We start from the raw sequence: 23,531 nt of genomic DNA, 5'->3' as shown, positions 1-23,531 counted from the left end.
TGAGGCAGGCTAGGCCCCATGAGCGACGCCACCCCCGCCCCGCAGCACGGTCCCACGTCCGTCCGCCTCGAGCGGACCGGTTTCGCCGAGTTCCGCATCACCAACGCCCGTGGGGCCGAGATCACCATCGGGCAGGGCGAGGGGGCGGACTTCACCCCGGTGGAGCTGCTGCTCGCGGCGATCGCCGGCTGCTCGGCGATCGACGTCGACCACATCGTCTCCAAGCGCGCCGAGCCGCAGGAGTTCTCCGTGGAGGTGCAGGGCACCAAGGTCCGTGACGAGGACGGGAACCACCTCACCGACGTCGCCGCCGACTTCGCCCTGGGCTTCGCCGAGGGGGAGACCGGGGAGCAGGCCCAGGAGGTCGTGCCGCGGGCGGTGGCCATGTCCCGTGACCGGCTGTGCACCGTGAGTCGCACCGTGGTGCTCCCCACCCCGGTGGACTTCACGCTCGCGGACGGCCGCTCCGTCTGATGCAGCGGCGCCTCACCTTCGGCGACGCCCTGACGATCGGGCTCGCCGCGATGATCGGTGCCGGCGTCTTCGCCGTCTGGGGACCGGCCACGCAGGCCGCCGGGACCCTGCTCCTGCCGGCCCTGGCCCTGGCCGGCCTGGTCGCCTGGTGCAACGCCAGCTCCAGCGCCCAGCTGGCCGCCCGGTACCCGGGCGCCGGCGGGACCTATCTCTACGGCCGGGAGCGCCTCTCCCCGTTCTGGGGCTATCTGGCGGGCTGGTGCTTCGTCATCGGCAAGTCGGCCTCCTGCGCCGCGATGGCGATGGTCGTCGGGGCCCACCTCTGGCCCGGGCACGAGCGGCTCGTGGCCGTCCTGTCGGTCCTCGCCCTCACGCTGGTGACCATGGGCGGCATCACCAAGTCGGCCCGGGTGGCACGCATCATCGTGGCCGTCGTGGTGCTCGTCCTGCTCGCCACGCTCGCGCTCTGCTGGGTCTACCCGCCGGACCCGACCCTGCTGCCGGCCGGGCAGGCTCCGGAGGCCCCGGGCGCGCGAGGCGTCCTGCAGGCGGCCGGCCTCCTCTTCTTCGCCTTCGCTGGGTACGCCCGCGTCGCCACCCTGGGCGACGCGGTGGTCGAGCCCGCCCGGACGATCCCGCGCGCCATCGGGTGGGGCATCGGGCTGGCCCTCAGCCTCTACGCGCTGGTGGCCGTCACCCTCAGCAGCCGGCTGGGGACCGACGCGCTCGCCGGGGCGACGGCGCCGCTGCGTGCCCTGGGGGAGGGGATCAGCCCGTCCTGGGGGACGATCCTGGGCCTCACCGCCGGGCTCGCCGCCCTCGGTTCCCTCTGGGCCCTGCTGCTGGGCGTGGGCCGGACCCTCATGGCGATGGGGGAGCGGCGCGACCTGCCACGCTCCCTCGGGGTGACCGTGACGACCGGCACCGGGGAGGTCGTCCCGCGCTTCGCCGAGCTGCTGGTGGCCGGCGCGGTCGTCCTGCTGGTCCTCGTGGCGGACCTCCGGGGGGCCATCGGCTTCTCCAGCTTCGGCGTGCTGCTCTACTACGCGGTGGCCAACGCCTCGGCCTTCACGCTGCGGCGGGAGTGGAGGATGGGCTGGGTGGTGCCCGTCGTGGGTCTCCTCGGCTGCCTGCTGCTGGTGCTCTCCCTGCCCCTGGCCAGCGTCCTGGGCGGTGGTGTGCTGCTCGCCGTCGGTCTGCTGGTGTGGACCCAGCGCTCCCGCTGGGCGTGACCCCGTCGGGGGAGGAGTTCCGGAGAGATCAGACCTGAGTCCAACGCTGCTGTCCCCAGTGACCGCCATACTGGAGTGGATCCATCCGGGAGAGAAGGGATTGACCATGAAGACCACGAAGATCTGGGCCGGTCTGGCTGTGGCCGGTGTCCTGCCGGCGGGCTGTGGCGGGGACGAGGAGGGCGGCTCCACCGCGAAGAGCGACGAGTCGAAGGCCGAGAAGGTCGACGAGAAGGAGCAGGACGACCCGAAGGCGACCTTGATGGACGCCCTGGAGAAGTCCCAGCAGGCCCAGGACCTCACCACCGTCATGAAGCTGGACACCAGCAGCGAGCTGCTCCGCGCGCTGCAGGACGAGAGCGGGTCCACCGACCCCTCGGCCGACAAGTTCATGGACCTGCTGCCGAAGAGCTCGCTCACCGTGCACCAGTTCTCGCGGGACGAGGCCCTCGCCGAGGAGCAGGACCCGCAGGACCTCGACACCGACATGGTCCTGCAGCTCGGCTCGGCCAAGGTCGAGATCCGCATGGTCGAGGGCGGTCTCTACGCCCGGGCGGACGTGGAGAAGCTGGGCCAGGAGACCGGCCTCTTCTCGGCCGACGAGCTCCGAAGCTCCCTCGGCCAGGCGCCCTCCGGCGATCCGACGGCCCAGCTCGCCCACGACCTGCTGGCCGGCAAGTGGGTCGGCATGACGGCCGAGCAGGTGGAGGCCGCCGGTCTCACCGAGACCCTCGAGCAGTCCGTGGCGGGTCAGTCCGAGGTCGCCACCGACCCGGCCCAGCAGCAGGCCATGCTCAAGGACCTCGAGGGCCTGGTGGACGAGCACGGCGAGTTCACCCGGGACGGCGACGTCATCACCGCCGCCCTGCCGGTGGAGAAGTCCTGGGACGACTTCGCCAAGGTGGTGAACAAGTACAACCCGGACGCCGCCGAGGACGAGAAGATGCCGATGCTCGACGACGAGGCGCGCCAGCGGATCAAGGACGACGCGACGGCCGAGATCGAGTTCACCGTGCAGGACGGTGACCTGACGGGTACCACGATCGACCTCGCCCAGTTCACCGGGTGGATCGACGAGTCCAGCCTCGAGGACGACGAGAAGCAGGAGTTCGCCGAGGTGAAGAAGAGCTTCGACGAGGGGCCGCTGAAGATCGTCTCCGAGACGCAGATCGACCAGGGTTCCCCGACCGCCCCGGACTCCTTCACCGAGGTCCCGCAGGAGCTCGTGGACGGCATGGCCCAGGGCGCCCAGCAGCCCGGTGCCGCGTCGTCGAGCACGCTGGACGGCTGAGGACACCGGCCGTCCCTCACGGAGGGGCCCCTGCACCGCGTGGTGCAGGGGCCCCTCCGCCGTTGTCCTGCCCCTCGGGGTACCCAGCCGTCTCCGCCGACCGGGAGCGGACGGGGCTCAGGCGGGGGAGCGGCGTCCGGTGAGCAGGAGGAGGGAGAGCACGAACAGTCCCTCCCAGAGGAGCTGGGCGGGGGTGATCCCGACGCCCTGCTGCCAGATCTCGTGCACGGCCACCCCGGCGACCAGGCTGCCGAGGACGCCACGAACGGTGGAGCGGGTGGGCTCGAACCGGGCGAACCACAGCTCCCAGCGCAGGGCCGCCCACACCAGCCCGGCGAGCATCACCCCGGAGAGCACGAACCAGACCGGGCGCACCATCCACCACCCGCTCGTGCTGGCCGGCAGCAGCACCTCCGGCCAGAGCAGGCCCACACCGATCATGAGCGTCATGGCCGGGACGTGCCACAGGTAGACGAGCATGGCCAGGGCGTTGCCGACCCCGATCCGCCGCTGCCAGGCCGGCGAGGGGAGCGGCCGAGCAGCCGACTCCCCACACCGGTGAGCAGGGCCCACTGGGCGATCCCCAGGACCACCAGCGCGGCGGTCGGGGGTGCGAGATTGGAGACCGGGGCGTCCCGGACCCCCAGGTTGGTCGGGAACCAGGGGCCGGGCAGCACCATCAGCACGAGCACCGCGACGCAGAGGGCGACGACGCCCAGCAGCACGGCCCAGGAGACACCCCAGAGCCGGCGCCGGGCGTACGCGATGCCCAGCTGGTGGCAGGCGGCCCAGACGAGGAGCAGGTTCAGGTCCGCGATGTCCACCTCGCCCCAGAAGCGCAGGGCGTCCACGGTGAGGGCCCCGGCGAGCAGCACCGCCACGGTGGCCCACCCGAAGCGGTCGAAGGCGGCCACGGCCAGCGGGGCCGTGGCCGTGCAGAAGAGGTAGATGGCGAGGAACCAGAGCGGGTTGGCCACCTGGTCGCCGACCGTGCCGGTCAGGGAGGGCGCCACCCACGAGCCGACCGCGACCACGGCGAGGGTCACACCCAGCAGCGGGAGCACCGGGGAGGTGAGGCGGCGGGCACGCAGGCCCAGGTAGGCGCCCAGCGGGTCCCCGGACGCCCGCCAGCGGTCGACCAGGAGGGTGTTGGTGAAGCCGCCGGCCACGTAGAAGGCCGGCATCACCTGCAGCACCCAGGTCAGGGCCCAGATCACGGGTCCGGAGAGGGCCAGCTGGATCTGCAGGCCGTCGTCGACCCAGAGGTGCAGGTAGCACCAGTGCATGACCACGACGACGAGCATCGCCACCAGACGCACCACGTCGACGACCCAGTCCCGCTCGGTGCTCCGTCCGGTGGCCATGGCGTGATTCTGCCTGCTGCGGGTCCCGTCACCGGGTCCGCCCCGGGTCGGGGATCGGCCCCGTCGGGTGGCCTCCCGGTCAGTCGGCGCTGGTGCCGGGCTCCAGGCGTGCTCCGGCCTCGACGCGAGCGCCGTCGGCGACGGTGCTGTCAGCGCCCAGGAGGGCGATCTCCTCGTCCGCCGGCTCGTCGGCGGCCCGCGCACCGACGACGGCACCGCGGCCGATCCGGCAGCGGTCGTCGACGATGGCCGACACGACCCGGGCCCCCGGGAGGACCTCCACCGCGTCGAACAGGATGCTGTCGACCACCTCGGCCCCGGGGTGCACGACGCACCCCGGCCCGATGACGCTGCCGCGCACCGCGCCCCGGACCAGGGAGCCCGCCGCGAGGAGGGAGTCGCTGACCTCGGCCCCGGTGGCGACCCTGGTGCGGCCCCGGGCGGCCAGGCGGGGGAGCACCTCCTCGGGCAGATCGCCGGGCCCGTGCTCCTCGTCGTCCTCCCCGCCGCCGGGGGACGCGGCCCGGACCTCCTGGAGGACCTCCCGCAGGACGGGCCAGGACATGACGAGCACCTCGGCCGAGATCAGCTCTCGCGCGCCGGTCTCCTCGGGCTTCTCCGCGACCTCCAGCAGCCGGTCGCCGTCCACCGTGAGGACGGCCTTGTGCCGGGCGGTCGCGCCGTCGACCTCGAGGGCCAGGACGGTGGCTTCGGCGCCGCTGGCCCAGTGGTCGGCCAGCACCCGACCCAGGTCGCACAGGAGCACCTGGTCGGCGCTCATCGTCACCACGAGGTCCGGGTCCTCCCGGTCGAGCTCCACGGCCATGCCCAGCAGGTCCTCGGTGTTCGAGCCGGCGAAGCCGGTGTGCCCGCCGCTCTCGGGCACCATGCGCCGATAGCCGCCCCGGACCCGGTCCAGGTCCCACGGGCGGCCGTGCTGCAGGTGCTCGTCGAGCGTGGAGGCCATGAACTGCACCGACACCCACACGTCGCCGATGCCGGCGCTGGTGGCCAGGGAGAGCGCCAGGTCCACGAGTCGGTAGGTACCGGCGTAGGGCAGGGCGGGCTTGGCACGTTCCCGGGTGAGCACGTCCATCCGGGAACCCTGCCCACCGGCCTGGACGACGGCGACCACGTGCGGGGAACCCGGGGCGGGGATGCGCGTCATGCCGACAGCCTCGCAGGGCGGAGCTCGACGAGCACTTCGGCGTGCTCGGTGTGCGGGAACATGTCGAAGAGCTGCGCCCGGGTCACCCGCCAGCCGGTCAGGCCCGCCAGGTCGCGGGCGAGGGTGGCCGGGTTGCAGCTGGAGTAGACGAGGGTCCGCTGCGTGCCGGCGGCCAGCGCGGCGACGAGATCGGCTCCCAGACCACGCCGGGGCGGGTTCACCAGGACCGCGTCCACCTCCCCGGCCGCCGCCGTCACCGAGGCGGGGTCGGCGGCGTCGGCGCACACGAACCGGGCCGGCAGGTCACCGGCAGCCGACTCGGCGGCCCGCACCGCGTCGGCGGAGATCTCCACGCCCACGGCCTCGAGCCCGGCGTGGGCGGCGTGGAGGGCGAATCCGCCCACCCCGCAGTAGAGATCGGCCACGGTCCGGGCGCCGGACTCCATCAGCCACCCGGTGGCGCGGGCGTAGAGGGCCTCGGCCACCTCGGTGTTCGTCTGGAAGAAGCCGTCCGGTCCCAGGCGCAGGGTCACCGGCCCCATCGGCATGCCCAGCAGGGTGGCCTCGGTGAGGGGGATCTCCGTGGGGCCGGCGAGGACGGCTGCGTGCGCCGGGTGCAGGTTCGCGCTCACCACGCGCAGCCGGGGCAGGTCGGCCAGCAGCCCGGGCAGGTGCTCCTCGACGCGCGGGAGCGGCGCCTCCGAGCGCAGGACGATCCGCAGCATGAGCTCGCTGGCGGCCGACCGGGTGAGGACGAGGTGCTTGAGCTCGCCCCGCCGCCGGGCGAGGTCGTAGGGCGGCAGGGCGGCCCGGGTCACGAAGCGGGCCAGCCGGTCGAAGACGGGAAGCAGGTCCGGCGGGTAGAGGCCGCAGGTGCGCAGGTCCACGCCCCGCCCCTGCTCGTCACGGATGCCGAGGGTCGGCTCGGCGGCGGTGCCGCCGACCACCAGCTTGGCCTTGTTCCGAAAACCCCACGGGGCGCTGCCCCGCGGTGGCTGCCAGGCCACGGACGGCACGTGATCGGCCAGCCGGGCGGCGACCGCCTCCTGCTTGCGAGCCAGCTGGGTGGTGAGCGGGGTCGGCAGCAGGGTGCACGAGCCGCAGCGACCGGCCTCGTGGTGCGGGCAGTGCAGGGGGAGGGCGGACATGGGCCCCATTCTCGCGCGGGTGCCCGTGGGGGCGCAGGACGGGACCGGGAAGAATGGCGGTCCGGCCGGGGAGTCACCGGCCTCCCCACCCCTCAGGAGCAGCGATGACCCAGACTCTGCACACCACCAGCATCCCCGGCGGCCCGCAGCGCGTCGTCTTCCTCCACGGGCTCATGGGGCAGGGACGCAACTTCGGCACCGCCGCCAAGGCGGTCAAGGATCTCGCGAGCTCGCTGCTGGTGGACCTGCCCAACCACGGGGCGTCCCCCCGCACCGAGGAGTTCGACTATGTCGACATGGCACGGTCCACGGCCGCGGCCGTCCGGGAGCACTGGCCAGAGGGCCCGGTCACGGTGGTCGGCCACTCGATGGGAGGCAAGGTCGCCATGGTGCTGGCCCTGCTCGAGCCGGAGCTGGTGGAGCGTCTCGTGGTGGTCGACATCTCCCCGGTGAGCACCGACTCCCACAGCGAGTTCGAGCACCTCCTCGACTCGCTGCTGGGGCTCGACCTCGAGGCGCTCGAGAGCCGCAGCGAGGCCCACGAGGCGCTCGCCGAGGCCATCCCCTGGGACACCACGCGGGCCTTCCTCCTGCAGAATCTCGACCGCACCGACGACGGGTGGGCGTGGAAGGCGAACCTGGCCATGCTCCGGGAGCAGCTGCCGCAGGTGATGGGCTTCCCGGCGGAGGTCGAGGAGCTCAGCTACGCGGGCCCCGTGCTCTGGGTGGCCGGTGGCCGCTCCGACTACGTGCAGGAGGAGTTCAGGCCGGTCATGGAGGGCTACTTCCCGGCCACCCGACTGGTCACGGTGAAGGATGCCGCCCACTGGGTGCACTCCCAGCAGCCGGAGGTCTTCCACAGCATCCTGCGCCGCTTCCTGGAGGCATCCACCGAGGACTGAGGCCGCGAGCCCGGGGCCGCCTCAGGCCGCCGTCGGCGCGCCCGCCGGCCGACGCACCAGCAGCGTGAGCGCGGTGGCGAGCACGAAGATCGCCGCCCCGATGCCCAGCGCCGCCGAGACACCACCGGACAGGGCGTGGACCGGGTCCTCACCGGCCTGGACGAGCCCCGCCGTGCGCGCGGTCATGACCGTCACGGCCAGGGCGGTTCCCGCAGCGGCGGCCACCTGCTGGAAGGTGCCCATGATCGCCGAGCCGTGGCTGTACAGGTGGGGCGGCAGGGAGGCCAGGCCGGAGGTGAACAGGGGCGTGAACATGAGGGCCAGTCCCAGGCTCAGCAAGGGGTGGACGACGAGGAAGAGCCACCAGGGGGCGTCGTGGGTGCCCAGGAACCCGATGGCCAGCGAGCTCGTCGCCAGGACCGCTCCGGGCAGGACCAGCGGGCGTGGCCCGATCCGGTCGTACCAACGCCCCACGGGACGGGCCAGGAAGGCCATGAGCAGTGCACCGGGGAGCATCACCAGACCCGCCTGGAGCACGGTGAGCCCGCGGGCCTCCTGCAGCCAGATCGGCACGAGGATCAGCGTGCCGAGCATGGCCATCATCGCCACGCACATGATCGCCATGGTCACGGCGAAGCCACGCTCGCCCAGGGCGCGCAGGTCCAGCAGGGGAGCCCGCTCGGAGCGGATCAGGGCGAACTGGCGCAGCACGAGGGCCACCAGGGCCGCCACGGCCAGGGCGATCACGAGCGCCGGCGGGAGGACCGGCCCGGCCCCCTCGACGGCAGGCACACCGACCTGGGTCATGCCGTAGATGAGGCCGCCGAAGCCGAGCGCGGCCAGCGGCAGGCTCAGCAGGTCCAGGGTGTCGGTCGGGTTGGCCTCGTTGGCCGGCATCATCCGGTAGCCCACCACGGACATGACGACGGCCAGGGGCAGCACCAGCAGGAAGAGCCAGCGCCAGGAGGCCAGCTGGAGGATGAGCCCGGAGCTCGTCGGACCCAGGGCCGGGGCCGCGGAGATCGCCAGCGAGACGTTGCCCATGGCCCGGCCGCGCTGCTCCAGCGGGACGAGGGTCATGACCGTGGTCATGAGCAGCGGCATCATCATCGCCGTGCCGGCCGCCTGGACGATGCGTCCCACGAGCAGGACGGCGAAGACCGGGGCCACCGCGGCGAGCAGCGTGCCGAGGGTGAAGGAGCCCATGGCGAGGGCGAAGACCGTGCGCCGTTGGAAGCGCTGCATGAACCAGCCGGTGGTCGGGATGACCACCGCCATCGTGAGCATGAACGCGGTGGAGAGCCACTGGGCGTCCGCGGCGGTCACGTCGAAGGCGTGCATGAGCTGGGGGATCGCGTTGACCAGGAGGGTCTCGTTGAGGATCACCACGAAGGTGGCGACGGTGAGGATGGTCAGGACACGACCGTGGTCCGAGGTGGCGGGCATGCGCGGGGGCTCCAGGGGAAGGACGGGGTGCGGCCGGTGGACCGGCGACAGATCATACGGCTCCCCGGGAGCGGGTCAGGACCGTCGCGTCCCCGCCGGGTTCCCGTGGCGGAAGACGATCCACCGCATCGCGCAGTACATCCACACGGCCTCGCAGAGACCCGCGGCCAGCCGGGCGATCGTGAAGTGCACCCCCCAGGCCTCCAGGCCGGAGTTCAGCAGCAGGATGAAGGCGAGGTAGTTCACGGCCACGACGAGCACGTAGCGGAGGGACTGCCTCCCGGGGTCCCCGTGCGACTCGAAGTTGAAGCGTCGGTTCACCACGAAGGCGGTCGCCAGGGCGATGACGTAGGCGACGGTGGTGGCCACCGGGTAGGCCAGGTGGAAGACCGTGTGGAAGATCCCCAGGAGCACGAGGTCCAGCGCGAAGGTGCACAGGTTGAGCATGGCGAAGCCCACGGCGGTCGGGGGGATGTGGCGACGCAACGGCTGGGGGATCCACCCCCAGACGCTGTTGCGCAGCGCGATGAAGCGCTCGACGGAGCGCGAACGGGTCGGGACCGTCGACGTCATCTGGCTACCGTACGTCCTGCCCGGGGGCGTCCCGCTCGGTGACCTCCACGACGCCCCGAGCACCACGCTCGGCGTCGACCATGACGTGCGAGACGAACGGATAGCGCCCCGCCTCGGGGAAGGTGAGCTCCACGAACCCGCCCTGGGCCGGCTGGAGCCCCAGCGCCTGCGAGCCGGTCCCCTCGGCTCTCGGCCCGAGCTGGTAGCCGCCCTCGAACCAGACGGTGTCGAACTGGCCGCCGATGACGTGGAAGGAGCTCGGCCGGTTCGGGCCGGCGTTGAGGACCCAGAACCGCACGCGCTCGCCCACGGTGGCGGTCAGGGGGTGCTGGACGTACTGGTCGGCGACGCCGTTGAAGGTCACCAGGGCCGGGTCCTCGGCCTGGACGGCGGACGCGTCCGTCAGCCCCCCGTCCTCCGCCTGGTACACCTCCGACTGGACCATCACGTACTCGCGGTCCACCTCCGGCAGCCCGCCCTCGGGCTCGATGATCACTGCGCCGTGCATGCCCGCCGCGATGTGGGTGCTCATCGGCGGGGTGGAGCAGTGGTACATCCAGATGCCTGCCCGGGTGGCGGTGAACCGGTACTCCAGGGACTCCCCGGGGCCGATCGTCCGCATCGGTCGGTCGGGGGCCAGGGCTCCGGCGTGGAAGTCGATCGAGTGCCCCATGGACCCGTCGTTGACCAGGGTGACGACGAAGGTGTCGCCGACCTTGCCGCGCAGGGTGGGGCCGGGGGCACGGTCGTTGAAGGTCCAGCGCTGCTGGGTGATCCCGGGGCCGACCTCGAGCTCGAGCTCGCTCGCGCGGAGGGTCACCTCGTGGGTGTCGCCCTTCGGAGGACGCGGGGCCCGGGGGTCGGCCGGTTCGGCGACGGTGGCCTCCGGGTCCGGCGTCACCTTCGCGCGGGACGGCTCGGCGCTCGACCCCTTGCCGCTGCCGGGGGTGGAGGGGTCGGTCACGTCGATGCTGAAGGTCATCCCCATCTGCCGGTGGCCCACGAGCGTGCACCAGCCCTCCTGTTCCGTGCCGATGACGCCCAGGTCGAGGGTTGCCCTCTCCCCGGGGGCCAGACGCGGGGTCTGCTGCCCGGCGATCTGCAGGTCGTGGGCCTGGTCGTCGGCGTTGACCACCTCGAGCACGACGCGGTCCCCGGCCTCGATCTCCAGGGTCGAGGGGGTGAAGTGCATGTCCCGCGCCTCCACGGTCACCTTCTCGGTGTGGCCGGTGGCCTCCACCTGCTCCGCACCGGTGTCGGCCGGGGTGCCGCCGCCCAGCAGCGGGGTGGCCGATCCGGCGAGCGCCACGGCCAGGGCGAGCGTGGAGAGGGCCGCCGCGACGCGCCCGGCGGACCAGATGGTGGGGCGAGTGGCGGGGCCCCGCGGGGCGGGCGAGGAGGTCTGCTCACCGGACGCGGCCACTGTTCCAGGCCGCTCTCCGGACCCCTCGGCACGAGGGGCCACCTGCTCGCGGCGCACCCGCCCAGCCGCACGGACGGCCCGGAACATCAACGGGACGAAGGCGGCCAGCGAGGCCAGCACGAGCACGGAGACCAGCACCCGGACCAGGCTGGGGACCGGCAGGAGGCAGATCAGCAGACCCAGGTTGGTGGTGACCAGACGGAAGGCCGCGCCGCGGTTGAACCAGTCCCCGGCTGCCCGTGCCACGCGGGGGCCACCGCCGATCACCACGGGCATCAGGTAGGACAGGGCACCGGTGAGCAGCTGGGCGGCGAAGCCCACGGCCAGCACCGGGGTCACCAGGTCGAAGCGGGCCGCCACCTCCTCCCAGCCGGGGGCGGTGGCCACGGTGACCAGCAGGATGACCAGGCCCCCACACCACCAGACCAGGGCGGCACCCACCGAGGCCGGTGCGAACTCCCGGGGCGGCGCCTGCCGGACCACGGTGAGCACTCCGGAGGCCCACCAGACCAGGGCGAGTCCGTAGAGCGCCAGACCGATCCCCGCGAGGGGCTGCCACCCACCCAGGGCCCCGGCCACGAGAACCACGAGAGCGGTCGCGAACACCGGGAGCGCCTGCCGCGCCCTGGCCTCCGCGCCAGGGGACATGCGGGTGCGCAGCATGGTCGGCCACAGGGTCAGCAGGGTGCCGGTGACGGTCAGGCCCACCCAGCCGAGGAGGTTGACCATGGTGTGCGCCAGCAGGACCCGGCCGTGCCAGCGGTCGTCCAACCCCAGGGCGAGCGTGGCCCCCAGGGCGGCACCGACCGGCAGGCAGCACGCGGCGGCGAGGTAGTGGTGGACGGTGGTCCGAAAGCGCCCGGGCAGGGCCGCCCGGAGCCGGAGCCCCAGCTGCCGTCCGTGGTCGAGGACGGCCACCGACACCGCGGTGGCGCCCAGCACCGTGAGCCACCACCAGGTGGTGGGGACTCCCACCAGCACGCAGGCGGTCCCGACCAGCAGGGTCCACAGGCGACGTGACTGGGTGCGTCGGTCGTCGACCTCGGGGGAGCCCTTGAGCAGGGCGTTCGTGAAGTGGGTGCTCCACACCATCACCGAGTGGGTCAGGGCACCCAGCAGGACCAGGTGGACCATGAGCCACCGGGACTCGGGGACGAAGGGGTGCCCGAGGGAGACCAGGTGGGCCAGCAGCAGCCAGAGGACGCCGGGGCGGTCGCGCAGGAGCCAGCGGCCCCTCACGGCAGGTCCGGCGCAGCGGGGGTGTTCTCGTGCACCCGGTCCCACTGGGGGCCGTCGAGGGCGATCGCCGCGGCCGGGAAGAGCCCGTTGTTCTCGCGCTCCATGTGCTCCCGGAGGGCGTGGACGAACTCGGGCGCACGGGCGTGGGCGCCGGCACGCACCTCGGCGAGGAGGCCGTCGAGGGACGCGTGCTCGGCGCACAGGCTGTCCACGTGGGCGGCGATGAGCTCGTCCTCCTTGCGCAGCTCGGTGAAGAGCCCGACCTCCTCGGCGTGGGTGTGCGGGGAGAGGAGGGCCTCGAGACGCCCGGCGGCGGTGTCCAGCGCCTCGGCGTCACCGGCGGCGGCCGCCCGCAGGAAGGGACCGGTGAGGTCGACCAGCCGGTCGTGCTCGGCCATGAACCGGCCGATGACCTCGATGGACTCGCAACCGCAGTAGCTGCACATGCTGTCTCCTTCGTGCGCGGCCGATGGGGCGGGCGTGTACGCGCTCGTTGGAAACGCTACGCCCGCCCGGTCAGACCACCGCGGGCTGGGGGTTCCCCGCATCGGCGATGCCGCGGCGCACGTCCACCCGCGCCAGGAGGAGGCCGCCGACCACGAAGAAGACGAGCAGCGCGAGGATCGCCGGCCGGTAGGAGCCGGTGGTCTGGAAGACCAGCCCGAAGACGAGCGTGCCGAACCACGAGGTGCCGCGCTCCATCGCCTGGTAGAAGGCGAAGAACTCCGACTCCCGTCCGCGGGGGACCAGCTGGCTGTACAGCGAGCGCGAGAGGGCCTGCGTCCCGCCCATGACCAGACCGATGAGGGCGGCGCAGAACAGCCAGGTGAGGAAGGCGCCTCGCGGCACCAGGTAGGCCCCGGCGACGATGAGCGTCCAGGCCGCCACCCCGCCGAGGATCGTGCGACGGGCACCGAAGCGAGCGGCCAGGCGCCCGAACACGAGGGCCCCGGCGGCGGCCACGAACTGGACGAGCAGGATCGTCACCATGAGCTGCCCGGTCTCGAAGCCCAGCGCCACCGAGCCGTAGATGCTCGCCGAGGAGATGACGGTCTGGATGCCGTCGTTGAAGAACAGGTAGGCGAGCAGGAAGGTGAGCGTCTGCGGGTAGCAGCGCAGGTCGGAGAAGGTGTCCCGCAGCTGGCGCAGGGAGCCGCCGAGGGCCCCGGCGGAACGGGCGACCGGCACCGCTGTGGTGCCCCGCAGCCGGCGCAGACCGACCACCGGGATGAGGGTGAAGAGCGCCCACCAGAGCCCGGCGGAGAAGAGGCACAGGCGGACGGCGCTCTCCAGGGTGAGCCCGAGGGACTCGTGGAGCTGCACCACCGCCAGGTTGGCGACGAGCAGGAGCCCGCCCCCCACGTAGCCCATGGCCCAGGCCCGGGAGGAGACCCGGTCGCGGTCGTCGGGGGCGGCGATCCGCACCAGCAGGGCGTCGTACACCACCGTGGAGGCACCCAGGCAGACGTTGGCCACGAGCACCAGGAGGACTCCGAGCTGCCAGCTCGTCCCGGCGAGCAGGACCATCGCCATGGCCGCCAGCGAACCCACCCACGCGAGCACCCCCAGGAGGCGCGTCGGACGCGGGGAGCGGTCCGCCATCGCGCCGACGAGGAGCACCACGACCACGGAGAAGATCGTGGCCAGGGTCACCGTGTACGAGGCCAGGGAGCCGGCGGCCACCGGGATCCCCAGGAGGCTGACCGTCTCCGTGCAGGCCTGGTCGCTGGGGAGCTCCGGGCAGGCGTCGGCGGACGCCAACTGGGTCAGGTACGGACCGATGAGGACCGTGCCGGTGGTGGTGACATAGGCCGAGTTGGCCCAGTCGTACCAGCCCCAGGCACGCTGGTGGGCCCGGGTCATCTCGGAGGTGGGCGCCGCCGGGGTGTCCGGGAGGGTGGAGGTCACGTGGGCAGCATCGCACGGCCTGGAGCCCGCCGGACCTCCACCGCTGGTGGGGTGCCCGCGGGCGGTTCCGGGCGTGATGATGGGGCCGTTCGTCACCGGCGCCCACGCACCCAGCAGGAGGACCATGAGCACCCCGCCGCAGCCGCCGTACCCGGGTCACTCCGGTGGTCCGCCCCCGGGGCACCCCGGGGGCGCCTATCCGGTGGCCGGGCCGCCGGGATGGCCCCGCAGGGGGCGGAGCGGGCAGGAGTGGGGCACCGACCTCCTGCGGGTGCTGTGCGCGGCGATCACCTACGCGCTGCTCGTCTACGTGGGGGTTCGTCTGCTGGCGGGCCACTTCGACGCGCAGGAGAGGCCCGACTGCGGGATGTTCTGCGGGGCCAGCGCGGTCTGGGGAGGCTTCCTCGGGGCGCTGGGCGCGATGACGGTCTCGAGCATCCTGCCCCTGCTGTGGGGCCTGCGCTGGTGGTGGGCGCTGCTGGTCTGGGTGGTCACCCCCGTGTTCTCGCCCTTTTTCCTCGTCTTCGGGGCCCACGCCTTCTGGGCGCTGCTGCTGGCGGGCATCCTCATGGGGTCGCTGAGCTTCCCCCGTCGACGGTCCTTCACCCGCTGAGCCCGCCCCGTCGTTCCGGGCTGTGGACGGCCGCAGCAGGGGAGTGGGGCGGTGCTCCACGATGGGGGCCCGGGGCCACCGGCGGTCTCGGGCCAGAACGTTGACGGGGGAGGAGAGGGGCATGCAGTGCAGGACGGTCGCCGTGCTGGCGGCGCTGACGGTGATGAGCGGGGCCGGGTGCTCAGCGGCACGCGGTGGGGGGGATCCCGTGGTGGACGTCCCACGGGGCGGGATCCCAAGCTCCTCGTCCGAGCCCTCACCGTCCAGCCCCAGCGTCGAGGGGTCCTCGTCCGCCGCGACGGACGAGTCCGCGACCACCGCGCCGGAGGACGAGCTGGCCCCGTCCGCGACCGGCCTGCTCCGCCCGGGAAAGGTGCCCGGTGGCTCCGGGGAGGGGCGGCGTCTCCCTGACGCGCTCACCGGTCACCCGGTGACGCTGACCCTGGACGGCCCGGTGGGAGAGGACTGCCGCCGGGCGGTGGTCTCCTTCAACGAGGCCGAGCACGCCCTGACCGGCGGTGGGCTGCTGCAGACCTCCCTGGCCGGCGACCCGTTGAGCACGGTGCACGTCGTGGTGGGGGAGACGCGGCAGGCCGGGGAGATGGTCGGCTCCCTGGGCAGGGTCGCCGACAGCTGTGCGGGAACGTCCACCGCGGGCGATGCTCTGGACGTGCGGTCACTGCCGGGTGCCGACGCCGCCTACACGGCCCGCACCGGGCCGACCGGTGGCGGCAGAGCGTTCGGGATCGCGCTGGTGCGCACCGGGACCGACGGGGTGGTGGGCGTCATCGCCGAGGGACGGGACGAGACGCGGGTGCGGAAGGTCACGGACATCGCCCGCGCCCAGGCCGAGGCGTTGGACGCGGGCGAGGGGGAGCGGCGCGGGGGAGACTCTCTCAGATGACGCCCTGGGCGTTCATGGCGTCCGCCACGCGCAGGAATCCACCGATGTTGGCGCCGGTCACGAGATCACCGGGCACGTCGTAGGCCTCGGCGGTGTCCACGCAGGTGCGGTGGATGCCGGCCATGATCTCCCGCAGGCGGGCGTCGGTGTGGTCGAAGCTCCACGAGTCACGGGTGGCGTTCTGCTGCATCTCCAGGGCGGAGACGGCCACCCCACCGGCATTCGCTGCCTTGCCCGGGGCGAAGGCCACGCCGGCCTCGCGGAGCACCTCCACCGCCTCGGGGGTGGCCGGCATGTTGGCGCCCTCCGCGACCACCTGGCAGCCGTTGCGCGCAAGGTGGTGGGCGCCCTCGGCGTCCAGCTCGTTCTGGGTGGCGCAGGGGAGCGCGACGGTGCAGGGGACCTCCCAGATGGATCCCCCGCTCACGTGCCGTCCACCGTGGGTGTCGGCGTACTCGGAGATGCGGCCGCGCCGCTTCTCCTTGAGACCGATCATGGCGGCCACGTCGATCCCGTCGGTGTCCACGAGGTACCCGCCGGAGTCGCTCATGGCCACCACCCGGCCCCCGAGCTGGGTGACCTTCTGGGCGGCGTAGAGCGCCACGTTGCCCGCGCCGGAGACCACGACGTCCAGGCCCTCGAGGTTCCGTCCCTGCTCGGCGAGCATGTGCTCCACGAAGTAGACCGTGCCGTAGCCGGTGGCCTCGGTGCGGGCCCGAGCGCCACCCCACGCCAGACCCTTGCCGGTCAGCACGCCGGCCTCGTACCGGTTGGTGATGCGCTTGTACTGGCCGAAGAGGAAGCCCACCTCCCGCCCGCCGACGCCGATGTCGCCGGCGGGGACGTCGGTGTACTCGCCCAGGTGGCGGTAGAGCTCGGTCATGAAGGACTGGCAGAAGCGCATGATCTCGCCCTCCGAACGGCCCTTGGGATCGAAGTCCGACCCGCCCTTGCCCGCACCGATGGGCATGCCGGAGAGGGAGTTCTTGAGGATCTGCTCGAACCCGAGGAACTTCACGATGCCCAGGTACACGCTGGGGTGGAAGCGCAGGCCGCCCTTGTACGGGCCGAGGGCGGAGTTGAACTCCACCCGGAAGCCGCGGTTCACCTGGACGCAGCCGTTGTCGTCGACCCACGGCACGCGGAAGATGATCTGCCGCTCCGGCTCGCAGAAGCGCTCGATGAGCGAGTCCTCCACGTAGTCCGGGTGGCGCTCGATCATCGGGGTGAGGCTCAGGAGCACCTCGTCGACGGCCTGGTGGAACTCGGCCTCACCGGGGTTCCGACGGTGGATCGTGTCGCGGACGTCGGCCAGCTTCGGGTGGAGTGTGCTCATAGGGCCTCCTGGGCTCGTCGGATGCCCCACTCTTGCAGCAGGCCGTCGGCGGACCTGCAGGCAGGTTCGCCTCACCCCCGGGCGCGCAGGACGGTGAACTCCCGGTCACGGTCCACCACGGTCACCTGTGAGAACACCTCGCGGGTGGTGCGCAGGTAGGGGAGGTGGGAGTTGAAGACGCACCACAGCTCGCCCTCGGGGCGAAGCACGCGGCGGGCGTCGCGGAGCATCCCCAGGGTGGGGGTGGAGTCCTTCGCGGCCCCGACGTGGAAGGGAGGGTTGGTCACGATGAGATCCGCGCTGGCGGCGTCCTGCTCGGTCAGGCCGTCGGTGAGGACCACGATGCCCGGGAGGTCGTTGGCAGCCAGCGTGGCCCGGGTGGAGGCGACGGCGGCGCGGGAGACGTCCAGCCCGGTGACGTGGGCGCCGGAACGGGCCAGGACCGCAGTGAGGATGCCGTTGCCGCAGCCCAGGTCGAGGGCGTCGAGGCCGGTGAGGGCTCGATCAGCCTGGGCCGAGAGGGCCTTGAGCAGCAGGGAGGTGCCGCGGTCGAGGCGGGGGCCGGCGAAGACCGGGCCGTGCGCAACGAGGGTGAGCCCGGTGGTCGGTTCGATGGCGCTCCGGGGCTCCGGCGAGGGCGCATCGCTGCGCAGGCCCGCAGCGTGGAGCGCCCGGCACTTGCCGACACCCCGCTGGGGCTGGACCTCGGTGAAGGCCCGAGCCAGGACGGTGTTCTGGGAGGGGGTCATGTGCTTCACCCGGCCGGCGGCCACGAGCACGGCCTGCGGGGCGGCATGGGCGGCGATCGTGGCGACCTGTTCCTGCAGGGCAGCCAGGGAGGTGGGCAGGTGGAGCAGCACGAGCTCCGCGCCCTGGACGGCCTCGGCGAGGGTGTCGGTGGACGGCCCGGTGTCCAGGCGGTCCCGGTGGCTGCGAACCCTCGGCCACAGAGAGGCCGCCGGCGCGTCGGCATCGTCGGGCAGGTCGAGCAGCGTGACCGTCTGTGCCTCAGGGGCCAGCCGGTGACCGTCGGCGAGCAGGAGACGGGCGACCGGGTCGGCGCTCGGGGCGCTGGGGTCGGTGGGCGCAGGGGAGTCGGTCACAGTGGCAGCGTAGGCGGTGCCGACGAGGAGTTCTGTAATGACATAATGTTGATTATCGGCACTCCATGTCACTCTGCGTTCCACGTCGCACTCGGGCTCAGGCCACCTCCTGGGTCCGTGGATGGTCGGCTGGCGGGTCCGGTGACGGATCGACGCCGGATGAGGCGTCCGCCGGCCGGACCCTGGGTGTCGGGCTCGCGTACCGGTGGCCGGTCGGCGTCGACACGGCGACCCCTTGCTGCACCCCGTCAACCGACAGGCTGGCCTTGGAGTCCCAGCCCGGGTGCTCCTTGGCGTTGTTGCAGTGCTGACACAGGCCCTGACCGTTCTCGACGACTGTCTCGCCGCCCCTTGCCCACGGCACCACGTGGTCCGCCGCCCGCACCGGTGCATCGCACCACGGGGTCCTGCAGGTCTGGTCCCTGGCCAGCAACAGCTCACGGTCGGCCTGCGAGAACCGGCGGCTCCGGGCGTCGCGGGCCACGATCGTGCCGCCCTCCGGGTCAGCCAGGAGCCGGCGCAGTCGCACCTCCGGGCTGGAGCGGACCAGCTCCCTGGCCATCGGTGCCGGCAGCGGGCCGCCTCCGGTGAGCACCGCCGGGCTGCGGGAGTCGCCCGCCACCTTCCGCAGGGCCGCCGCCCCGAAGGCTCCACCGGCCGGCATCACCAGCTGCAGCTCGATCCGGGGTGCCTCATCCCGCCCGAGGCCGGTGATGCGTTCCACGAGCGCGTCGGCGCGCAGCTGGTCCAGCGAGCGCTCGTCCCCGGCGGCCCGCAGCGTCCGTGCCTCCCGGTCCAGCACGCCCCACAGGGCGATCGCCTGCGTCATCGGCAGGTAGGCCGACACCAGGGCCATGGTGTCCGGCTGCGGTTGCATCGAGACCCGTCGCTGCGCGTGCTCCAGGGCTGCGTGCCGCACGTGGGCCTCGGGGTCCAGCTCGTACGCGCGTGCGCACGCCCGCTTTCCCAGGGCCCTCGGCGAGAGCTCGTCCAGCCGTGGGCCGAGCTCCTCGTCCACCCGCCCCCGGTCCTCGCGCGAGAGGAACACGGTGTGGCGGGCCATGGTCTCGGCGTGGTGGCGCCCACCGCGACCCGCCAGCATCGCCTCGCGCGTCCGTGGGAGCTCGTCCCGGAGCACGGCTGCGAGGTTCCGGTCTCGCGCGCCGCGGTGCGGTGACTGGCGCCGGGCCAGGCCGATCATGGACGCGATGGCACGGTCGCTGGCCTCCTGGTCCACCCCGGCCTCGGCATCCAGCGCCCGCTGGGCCACCGTGAGCTCCCGCACGGCGTCCAGCTGCACCGCGGCGGCAGTGTTCGCCAGGGCCTCCAGCCCCCGGATCAGGTTGACCAGCTCGCCCGGAGGCGACCCCGAGCACCTCTCCCCCAGCTCCCGGAGTCGTTCCCGCAGCTGGATGACGACCTCGTGCGCCGTCTGGTCCATCCCATCCATCGAACCCTCCCTTCGATGCGACAAACGTACCAACACCCCTCGACAGCCTCCGGCCGGTCCATCAACGCTGTGGACAGGTCTCCCCGAAGGCGCCGGAACCGGCCCGGGCTGTGGACCGCGCACCCGCCCCCCCGGGTCGCCCCCTGCGCTACCCGTGCCGCAGGTCCCGCACGCTCCGGATCAGTGGTGTGTCCGGCAGCGGGTGCACCACGTCCTGGGTCGCGGTGGGGTGGAAGTCCGGCCCCGGCTCGAAGGGGGTCGTCCGGTCGAAGAGCTCCCGGGCGGCGTGCTCCCCCGCGGCGAGGGCCAGCCCGGCCAGCTCTGCGCTGAAGGTGCCGGCCGCCACCGCGGCCTCCAGCTCGTCCTCGTCCTTGAGCCACAGTTCGTGCCGTCCGTCCGCCGCGCGCCGGACGAAGAGGTCGAGCGCGAGATCCCGGCTGTGCGTGCGGGCCGGCCCCGGGGCCTGGCCGCCCGCCCCGGAGGGGGTGGCGGCCATGGCGTCCTCCTCGACCGGCCGGCGATGGGGCAGATCGAGGTTGACGTAGACGCCGCCCAGGTCCTCCCCCTGCGCCTGGAAGTACTAGAGCGACCACGGTCGTCCGGTCGGCGCCGACCGCAGGATGCCCGGGCCCTGCCAGGCCCCCTCGGCCACCTCCGAGGGGCTGAGGAAGCGCTCGACGAGCCCCAGATCCCGGGGGCTCCGCCGGCCGACGGGGCGGCGCAGCAGCGTGGCCGAGCCGCTCGGGATCCACACCGTCAACCCCTCGGCGTCGTCCTGCACCGTCGTGGCGAGGTTGAGCCCGACTCCTTAGAACCACAGCACCGGGACGCCTGCCGGGAGGAAGGGGCCCGTGCCCGCCGGGCGGAGCTCCCCGTGCAGGTGCGCCGGCAGCGGGTCCAGCGGGAGCTCGGCCACCCTGGCCATGACCTCGGCCAGTGGTGGGGCGTCTCGCTGGATCGGGACCCGCCCCTCCCCCATGCGTCCGATGAGTCACATGGAGCCGCCGCTGGTGGACCGGTCGAGGCTTCCGAGCGGGCGCGACGGGTCGAGGGGCTGCACCGCCGCATCGTGGCACACCCAGGGCGCCCCGAGGTGACCGACCGACCGTCGGTCGGGATGGTTGGAGCGGAGGGGATGCACCCCTCCCGAGAGGGACGCATGACACCGGGGACATCGCCAAGGGGACCTTCTACCACCACTTCTCCTCCAAGGAAGCGGTCATGGAGGCCGTCATCGCCCGCCGGGTGGACGCCCTGAGAGCCGCGGCGGAGGAGGTCGCGAGCCAGGACGAACCGGCCCTCGACCGGCTCCTCCACCTCCTGGGCGGCCTCGAACCCGCCGGCCACGACGAGCTGACCGAGGAGCTGGCCCGGGACGGCAACGAGCTCCTGCACCAGCGGGCGCTCCACGGGTGTGCTCTTCGAGCAGACCACCGTGCCCCACCTGGTGCAGATGCACGCCGACGAGCCCACCGGCGCCCTCGACTCCGCGAGCGCCGCGGAGGTCGTCGCGGTGCTGCACGCGGAGGGGCTGAGCATCGTGATGGTCACCCACGACCCCTCGGTGGCGCAGCGTGCCCAGCGCATCGTCCAGCTCGTCGACGGCCGCGTCGGGTCCTCCGTGTCCCCCGCCGACCAGCTGGCCGGCGCAGCCGGCTGACGGCCCCCGGTCGGGACCGGCCGGCCGGGCCCGACCGGGTGAGACGATGCGGGCATGTGCTCCACGCCGACGCTGCTGCCTGGACTCCTCCTCGCAGGGGGCGTCGCCCTGGTGGCGACGGTCTTGGGCACGTGGATGCCGGTCGTCGGCGCCCCGGTCTTCGGCATCCTCCTCGGTGTGCTCGTGGCCGGCCTGCTCCCGGCCGCACGCGGCGAACGCACCGCCCCGGGCCTCGCCTTCGCCGCGAAGAAGGTCCTGCAGGCCTCGATCGTCGTGCTCGGCCTGGGGCTCTCCCTCGGCCAGGTGCTGCGGATCGGGGGCGAGTCCCTGCCGGTCATGCTCGGGACCCTTGTCGTCGCGCTCGTCGCCGCCTGGCTGCTGGGGCGCTGGCTGGGCACTCCCCGGGACGTCACGACGCTCGTCGGGGTGGGCACCGGGATCTGCGGGGCCTCGGCCATCGCCGCGGCCAGCGCCGTCATCAAGCCCCGCCAGGAGGACGTCGCCTACGCCATCGGCACGATCTTCACCTTCAACATCCTCGCCGTGCTGCTCTTCCCGCCGCTCGGCCACGCACTGGGCATGGACGAGGCGGCCTTCGGGCTGTGGGCGGGAACGGCGATCAACGACACCTCCTCGGTCGTGGCCGCGGCGTACTCCTACGGCGACGAGGCCGGCCCGCACGCGGTGGTCGTGAAGCTCGTGCGCACGCTCATGATCATCCCGATCGTCCTGGTCCTCGCCTGGGCGACGGCCCGCCGGGAGCAGGGCGGCGCGGAGCGGGTCCCGCTGCGGAAGGTCCTGCCCACCTTCATCCTGCTCTTCCTCCTGGCCGCCGCCCTGCGCTCCCTGGGACTGGTCCCCGACGCCTGGCAGGAGGGCGTGACCACGCTGGGTGTCCTGCTCATCACCACGGCCCTGGCCGCCATCGGGCTCACCCTGCGGGTGGACCAGGTCCGGGCGGCCGGGCCCCGTCCGCTCCTGCTCGGTGGCATGGTCTGGGTCCTGGTCAGCGTCTCCAGCCTGGGGCTCCAGGCGCTCACCGGGACGCTCTGACGGTCCCCCACCGCAGCACCGGCAGCATCGCCTGCCCGAGGGCCGCGCCGAGGAGGGCCAGGCCCGGGAAGCTCGCGGCAGCGGCGACCACCCCCGAGGAGGCCCCGGCGGTCGCCCCCGAGAGGGCGATGAGCACGTCGACGGCGCCCTGGGTGCGGGGGCGGATCGACGGGTCGGTGCCGTCCACCACCAGGGCGGTCCCGGAGATGACGCCCAGGTTCCACCCGAGGTCGAGCAGGACGAGGGCGAGCACCAGCCACCAGAGCGACTCCCCCGGCGCCAGGGCGGCCACGACCCCGGCGAGCAGCAGGGTGAGCCCGGAGGCCGCCGCCATGACCAGCTTTCCGGTGCGGTCGATGAGGCGGCCGGTCACCAGGGAGGGCAGGTACATGGCTGCGATGTGCAGCCCGATGACGAAGCCGACCGCCTCCAGGTCGTGGTCGTGGGCCCGCATGTGCACCGGAGTCATCGTCATGATGGCGACCATGACGACCTGGGCGGTGACCATGACCCCGGCGCCGACCCAGGCCCGTGGTCCGGGGCGGGGCGGGGCGTCAGCGGTGGTGGACTCCGCCGCGCCGGGCTCCGTCTCCCCCGTGTCCGCGGCCAGCCGCCGGCCCAGCAGGGAGGGGTCGGGGCGCAGCAGCAGCCAGAGCACGGCCCCGGCCGTCAGGTAGGTCACCGAGGCGAGGAGGAAGGGACCGGCCAGCGCGGGATGCCCCAGGCCGTGGCCAACCGGCCCAACGGACCGACGAGATCGGGGCCGGCCACCGCCCCCAGGGTGGTGCTGACCATCGCCGTGCTCACCGCGGTGGCGCGCTGCTCCGGGGCGGCGAGGTCGGCACCCGTGTACCGGGTCTGCAGGTTGCTCGCCGTGCCCGCGCGCGTAGACGAACAGCGAGCCGAAGAGCAGGGCCACGTTCCCCAGGACCGCGGCCGCGATGACGCCGAGACCTCCGATCCCACCGACCACGAAGCCGGCCGCCAGCCCCGGGCGGCGGCCCCGGGCCTCGGTGAGCCGGCCGATGAGATAGGCCGCCAGGGCGGAGCCCGCGGTCAGGACCGCCACCGGCAGACCGGCCAGGCCGCTGCGGCCGAGCATGTCCTCAGCCAGGAGGGCGCCCACCGTGGCGCCGGCGGCCAGTCCCGCTCCGCCCAGCACCTGCGCAAGCACCTCCACGCGCAGCGTGCGGCGCTAGATCCGGGCCACCTCGGCGGCCGTGGGCAGGGGCCGGGTCCGGCCC

Annotated in this window: 23 protein-coding genes; 8 read left to right on the top strand and 15 right to left on the bottom strand. The window is 73.2% G+C overall.

Going from position 1 to position 23,531, the window contains the following annotated elements; genetic code table 11:
- Positions 1-18: 18 nt before the first annotated feature.
- The 3 genes from CFT82_RS01090 to CFT82_RS01080 all read left to right on the top strand — a co-directional run bounded on the left by CFT82_RS01090 (position 19) and on the right by CFT82_RS01080 (position 2,997).
- The gene (locus CFT82_RS01090; RefSeq protein WP_088817257.1) at positions 19-474 is read left to right on the top strand and encodes an OsmC family protein; all 456 of its coding nucleotides are present in this window, start codon (positions 19-21) and stop codon (positions 472-474) included.
- Positions 474-1,706 carry an APC family permease gene (locus CFT82_RS01085; RefSeq protein ID WP_088817256.1) on the top strand — a complete coding sequence of 411 codons (1,233 nt, stop codon included), beginning with the start codon at positions 474-476 and terminating at the stop codon, positions 1,704-1,706. Before CFT82_RS01090 ends, CFT82_RS01085 begins: the two co-directional genes overlap by 1 nt.
- A 106-nt stretch (positions 1,707-1,812) precedes the next feature.
- Entirely contained in the window at positions 1,813-2,997 is a 1,185-nt protein-coding gene (locus tag CFT82_RS01080; RefSeq protein WP_088817255.1) for a hypothetical protein, read from the top strand.
- Between the two features lie 117 nt (positions 2,998-3,114).
- Here the strand turns inward: CFT82_RS01080 and CFT82_RS01075 are convergent, their stop codons facing one another.
- The 4 genes from CFT82_RS01075 to CFT82_RS01060 all read right to left on the bottom strand — a co-directional run bounded on the left by CFT82_RS01075 (position 3,115) and on the right by CFT82_RS01060 (position 6,677).
- Positions 3,115-3,477, bottom strand: a complete 363-nt coding sequence (locus tag CFT82_RS01075) for a hypothetical protein (RefSeq protein ID WP_088817254.1) — start codon at positions 3,475-3,477, stop codon at positions 3,115-3,117.
- Positions 3,444-4,361: an acyltransferase family protein gene (locus CFT82_RS01070; RefSeq protein WP_088817253.1), complete on the bottom strand. Its 918-nt coding sequence runs from the start codon at positions 4,359-4,361 to the stop codon at positions 3,444-3,446. The genes CFT82_RS01075 and CFT82_RS01070 overlap by 34 nt, the downstream gene beginning before the upstream one ends.
- A 79-nt stretch (positions 4,362-4,440) precedes the next feature.
- Complete coding sequence (locus CFT82_RS12165; RefSeq protein ID WP_088817252.1) at positions 4,441-5,529, bottom strand: glucose-1-phosphate adenylyltransferase family protein; 1,089 nt, start codon at positions 5,527-5,529, stop codon at positions 4,441-4,443.
- Entirely contained in the window at positions 5,526-6,677 is a 1,152-nt protein-coding gene (locus CFT82_RS01060; RefSeq protein ID WP_234994216.1) for a methyltransferase domain-containing protein, read from the bottom strand. The genes CFT82_RS12165 and CFT82_RS01060 overlap by 4 nt, the downstream gene beginning before the upstream one ends.
- Positions 6,678-6,781: 104 nt before the next feature.
- Between CFT82_RS01060 and CFT82_RS01055 the strand changes: the two genes are divergently transcribed.
- Positions 6,782-7,579, top strand: a complete 798-nt coding sequence (locus CFT82_RS01055; RefSeq protein WP_088817251.1) for an alpha/beta fold hydrolase — start codon at positions 6,782-6,784, stop codon at positions 7,577-7,579.
- 21 nt (positions 7,580-7,600) lie between these two features.
- On the opposite strand, the gene CFT82_RS01050 is transcribed toward CFT82_RS01055, so the two are convergent.
- The 5 genes from CFT82_RS01050 to CFT82_RS01030 all read right to left on the bottom strand — a co-directional run bounded on the left by CFT82_RS01050 (position 7,601) and on the right by CFT82_RS01030 (position 14,168).
- On the bottom strand, positions 7,601-9,025 hold the full coding sequence (locus CFT82_RS01050) for a DHA2 family efflux MFS transporter permease subunit (protein WP_088817250.1): 1,425 nt from the start codon (positions 9,023-9,025) through the stop codon (positions 7,601-7,603).
- 75 nt (positions 9,026-9,100) lie between these two features.
- Entirely contained in the window at positions 9,101-9,598 is a 498-nt protein-coding gene (locus CFT82_RS01045) for a GtrA family protein (RefSeq protein ID WP_088817249.1), read from the bottom strand.
- 4 nt (positions 9,599-9,602) lie between these two features.
- Positions 9,603-12,260: a multicopper oxidase domain-containing protein gene (locus CFT82_RS01040; protein WP_234994215.1), complete on the bottom strand. Its 2,658-nt coding sequence runs from the start codon at positions 12,258-12,260 to the stop codon at positions 9,603-9,605.
- Positions 12,257-12,706 carry a hemerythrin domain-containing protein gene (locus tag CFT82_RS01035; protein WP_088817247.1) on the bottom strand — a complete coding sequence of 150 codons (450 nt, stop codon included), beginning with the start codon at positions 12,704-12,706 and terminating at the stop codon, positions 12,257-12,259. The genes CFT82_RS01040 and CFT82_RS01035 overlap by 4 nt, the downstream gene beginning before the upstream one ends.
- 70 nt (positions 12,707-12,776) lie before the next feature.
- Entirely contained in the window at positions 12,777-14,168 is a 1,392-nt protein-coding gene (locus tag CFT82_RS01030) for an MFS transporter (RefSeq protein WP_327078675.1), read from the bottom strand.
- A gap of 124 nt (positions 14,169-14,292) precedes the next feature.
- On the opposite strand from CFT82_RS01030, the gene CFT82_RS01025 reads away from it, so the two are divergent.
- Together CFT82_RS01025 and CFT82_RS01020 are read left to right on the top strand one after the other, a co-directional pair.
- Positions 14,293-14,781, top strand: a complete 489-nt coding sequence (locus CFT82_RS01025) for a hypothetical protein (protein ID WP_088817246.1) — start codon at positions 14,293-14,295, stop codon at positions 14,779-14,781.
- 121 nt (positions 14,782-14,902) lie between these two features.
- Complete coding sequence (locus CFT82_RS01020) at positions 14,903-15,685, top strand: hypothetical protein (RefSeq protein WP_088817245.1); 783 nt, start codon at positions 14,903-14,905, stop codon at positions 15,683-15,685.
- Here CFT82_RS01020 and gdhA read toward each other — a convergent pair.
- From gdhA to CFT82_RS00995, 5 genes are all read right to left on the bottom strand, one after another.
- Complete coding sequence (gdhA, locus tag CFT82_RS01015) at positions 15,678-17,021, bottom strand: NADP-specific glutamate dehydrogenase (RefSeq protein WP_088817244.1); 1,344 nt, start codon at positions 17,019-17,021, stop codon at positions 15,678-15,680. The genes CFT82_RS01020 and gdhA overlap by 8 nt on opposite strands.
- Before the next feature lie 71 nt (positions 17,022-17,092).
- A complete protein-coding gene (locus CFT82_RS01010; RefSeq protein ID WP_159461810.1) occupies positions 17,093-18,124 on the bottom strand; it encodes a class I SAM-dependent methyltransferase in 1,032 nt (343 codons plus the stop codon).
- Positions 18,125-18,221: 97 nt separating this feature from the next.
- Complete coding sequence (locus tag CFT82_RS01005) at positions 18,222-19,565, bottom strand: HNH endonuclease (RefSeq protein ID WP_159461809.1); 1,344 nt, start codon at positions 19,563-19,565, stop codon at positions 18,222-18,224.
- Between the two features lie 157 nt (positions 19,566-19,722).
- A complete protein-coding gene (locus CFT82_RS01000; RefSeq protein ID WP_088817241.1) occupies positions 19,723-20,070 on the bottom strand; it encodes a hypothetical protein in 348 nt (115 codons plus the stop codon).
- 84 nt (positions 20,071-20,154) lie between these two features.
- Positions 20,155-20,355, bottom strand: coding sequence for a hypothetical protein (locus CFT82_RS00995; protein WP_088817240.1), 201 nt, complete (start codon positions 20,353-20,355; stop codon positions 20,155-20,157).
- 654 nt (positions 20,356-21,009) lie between these two features.
- Between CFT82_RS00995 and CFT82_RS00990 the strand changes: the two genes are divergently transcribed.
- Positions 21,010-21,234, top strand: coding sequence for a hypothetical protein (locus tag CFT82_RS00990; protein WP_143469442.1), 225 nt, complete (start codon positions 21,010-21,012; stop codon positions 21,232-21,234).
- A gap of 54 nt (positions 21,235-21,288) precedes the next feature.
- Positions 21,289-22,287, top strand: a complete 999-nt coding sequence (locus tag CFT82_RS00985; RefSeq protein WP_088817238.1) for a YeiH family protein — start codon at positions 21,289-21,291, stop codon at positions 22,285-22,287.
- Here the strand turns inward: CFT82_RS00985 and CFT82_RS00980 are convergent.
- Positions 22,271-23,467: an MFS transporter gene (locus tag CFT82_RS00980; protein WP_234994214.1), complete on the bottom strand. Its 1,197-nt coding sequence runs from the start codon at positions 23,465-23,467 to the stop codon at positions 22,271-22,273. The genes CFT82_RS00985 and CFT82_RS00980 overlap by 17 nt on opposite strands.
- Positions 23,468-23,531: the final 64 nt, after the last annotated feature.

Source organism: Kytococcus aerolatus (assembly GCF_900187395.1).
GTDB lineage: Bacteria > Actinomycetota > Actinomycetes > Actinomycetales > Dermatophilaceae > Kytococcus > Kytococcus aerolatus.
Note: the sequence above shows the minus strand (reverse complement) of the source record. Positions and strands in the feature narration are given on the sequence as shown.

Coding starts and splice junctions, on each gene's coding strand:
- CFT82_RS01075 (WP_088817254.1), bottom strand. CDS start 3,477: ATGCTCGTCTACCTGTGGCACGTCCCGGCCATGACGCTCATGATCGGT.
- CFT82_RS00985 (WP_088817238.1), top strand. CDS start 21,289: ATGTGCTCCACGCCGACGCTGCTGCCTGGACTCCTCCTCGCAGGGGGC.
- CFT82_RS01000 (WP_088817241.1), bottom strand. CDS start 20,070: ATGGCCGCCACCCCCTCCGGGGCGGGCGGCCAGGCCCCGGGGCCGGCC.
- CFT82_RS01055 (WP_088817251.1), top strand. CDS start 6,782: ATGACCCAGACTCTGCACACCACCAGCATCCCCGGCGGCCCGCAGCGC.
- CFT82_RS01050 (WP_088817250.1), bottom strand. CDS start 9,025: ATGCCCGCCACCTCGGACCACGGTCGTGTCCTGACCATCCTCACCGTC.
- CFT82_RS01025 (WP_088817246.1), top strand. CDS start 14,293: ATGAGCACCCCGCCGCAGCCGCCGTACCCGGGTCACTCCGGTGGTCCG.
- CFT82_RS01070 (WP_088817253.1), bottom strand. CDS start 4,361: ATGGCCACCGGACGGAGCACCGAGCGGGACTGGGTCGTCGACGTGGTG.
- CFT82_RS12165 (WP_088817252.1), bottom strand. CDS start 5,529: ATGACGCGCATCCCCGCCCCGGGTTCCCCGCACGTGGTCGCCGTCGTC.
- CFT82_RS01005 (WP_159461809.1), bottom strand. CDS start 19,565: ATGGACCAGACGGCGCACGAGGTCGTCATCCAGCTGCGGGAACGACTC.
- CFT82_RS01035 (WP_088817247.1), bottom strand. CDS start 12,706: ATGTGCAGCTACTGCGGTTGCGAGTCCATCGAGGTCATCGGCCGGTTC.
- CFT82_RS01020 (WP_088817245.1), top strand. CDS start 14,903: ATGCAGTGCAGGACGGTCGCCGTGCTGGCGGCGCTGACGGTGATGAGC.
- gdhA (WP_088817244.1), bottom strand. CDS start 17,021: ATGAGCACACTCCACCCGAAGCTGGCCGACGTCCGCGACACGATCCAC.
- CFT82_RS01045 (WP_088817249.1), bottom strand. CDS start 9,598: ATGACGTCGACGGTCCCGACCCGTTCGCGCTCCGTCGAGCGCTTCATC.
- CFT82_RS01090 (WP_088817257.1), top strand. CDS start 19: ATGAGCGACGCCACCCCCGCCCCGCAGCACGGTCCCACGTCCGTCCGC.
- CFT82_RS01080 (WP_088817255.1), top strand. CDS start 1,813: ATGAAGACCACGAAGATCTGGGCCGGTCTGGCTGTGGCCGGTGTCCTG.
- CFT82_RS01060 (WP_234994216.1), bottom strand. CDS start 6,677: ATGTCCGCCCTCCCCCTGCACTGCCCGCACCACGAGGCCGGTCGCTGC.
- CFT82_RS01085 (WP_088817256.1), top strand. CDS start 474: ATGCAGCGGCGCCTCACCTTCGGCGACGCCCTGACGATCGGGCTCGCC.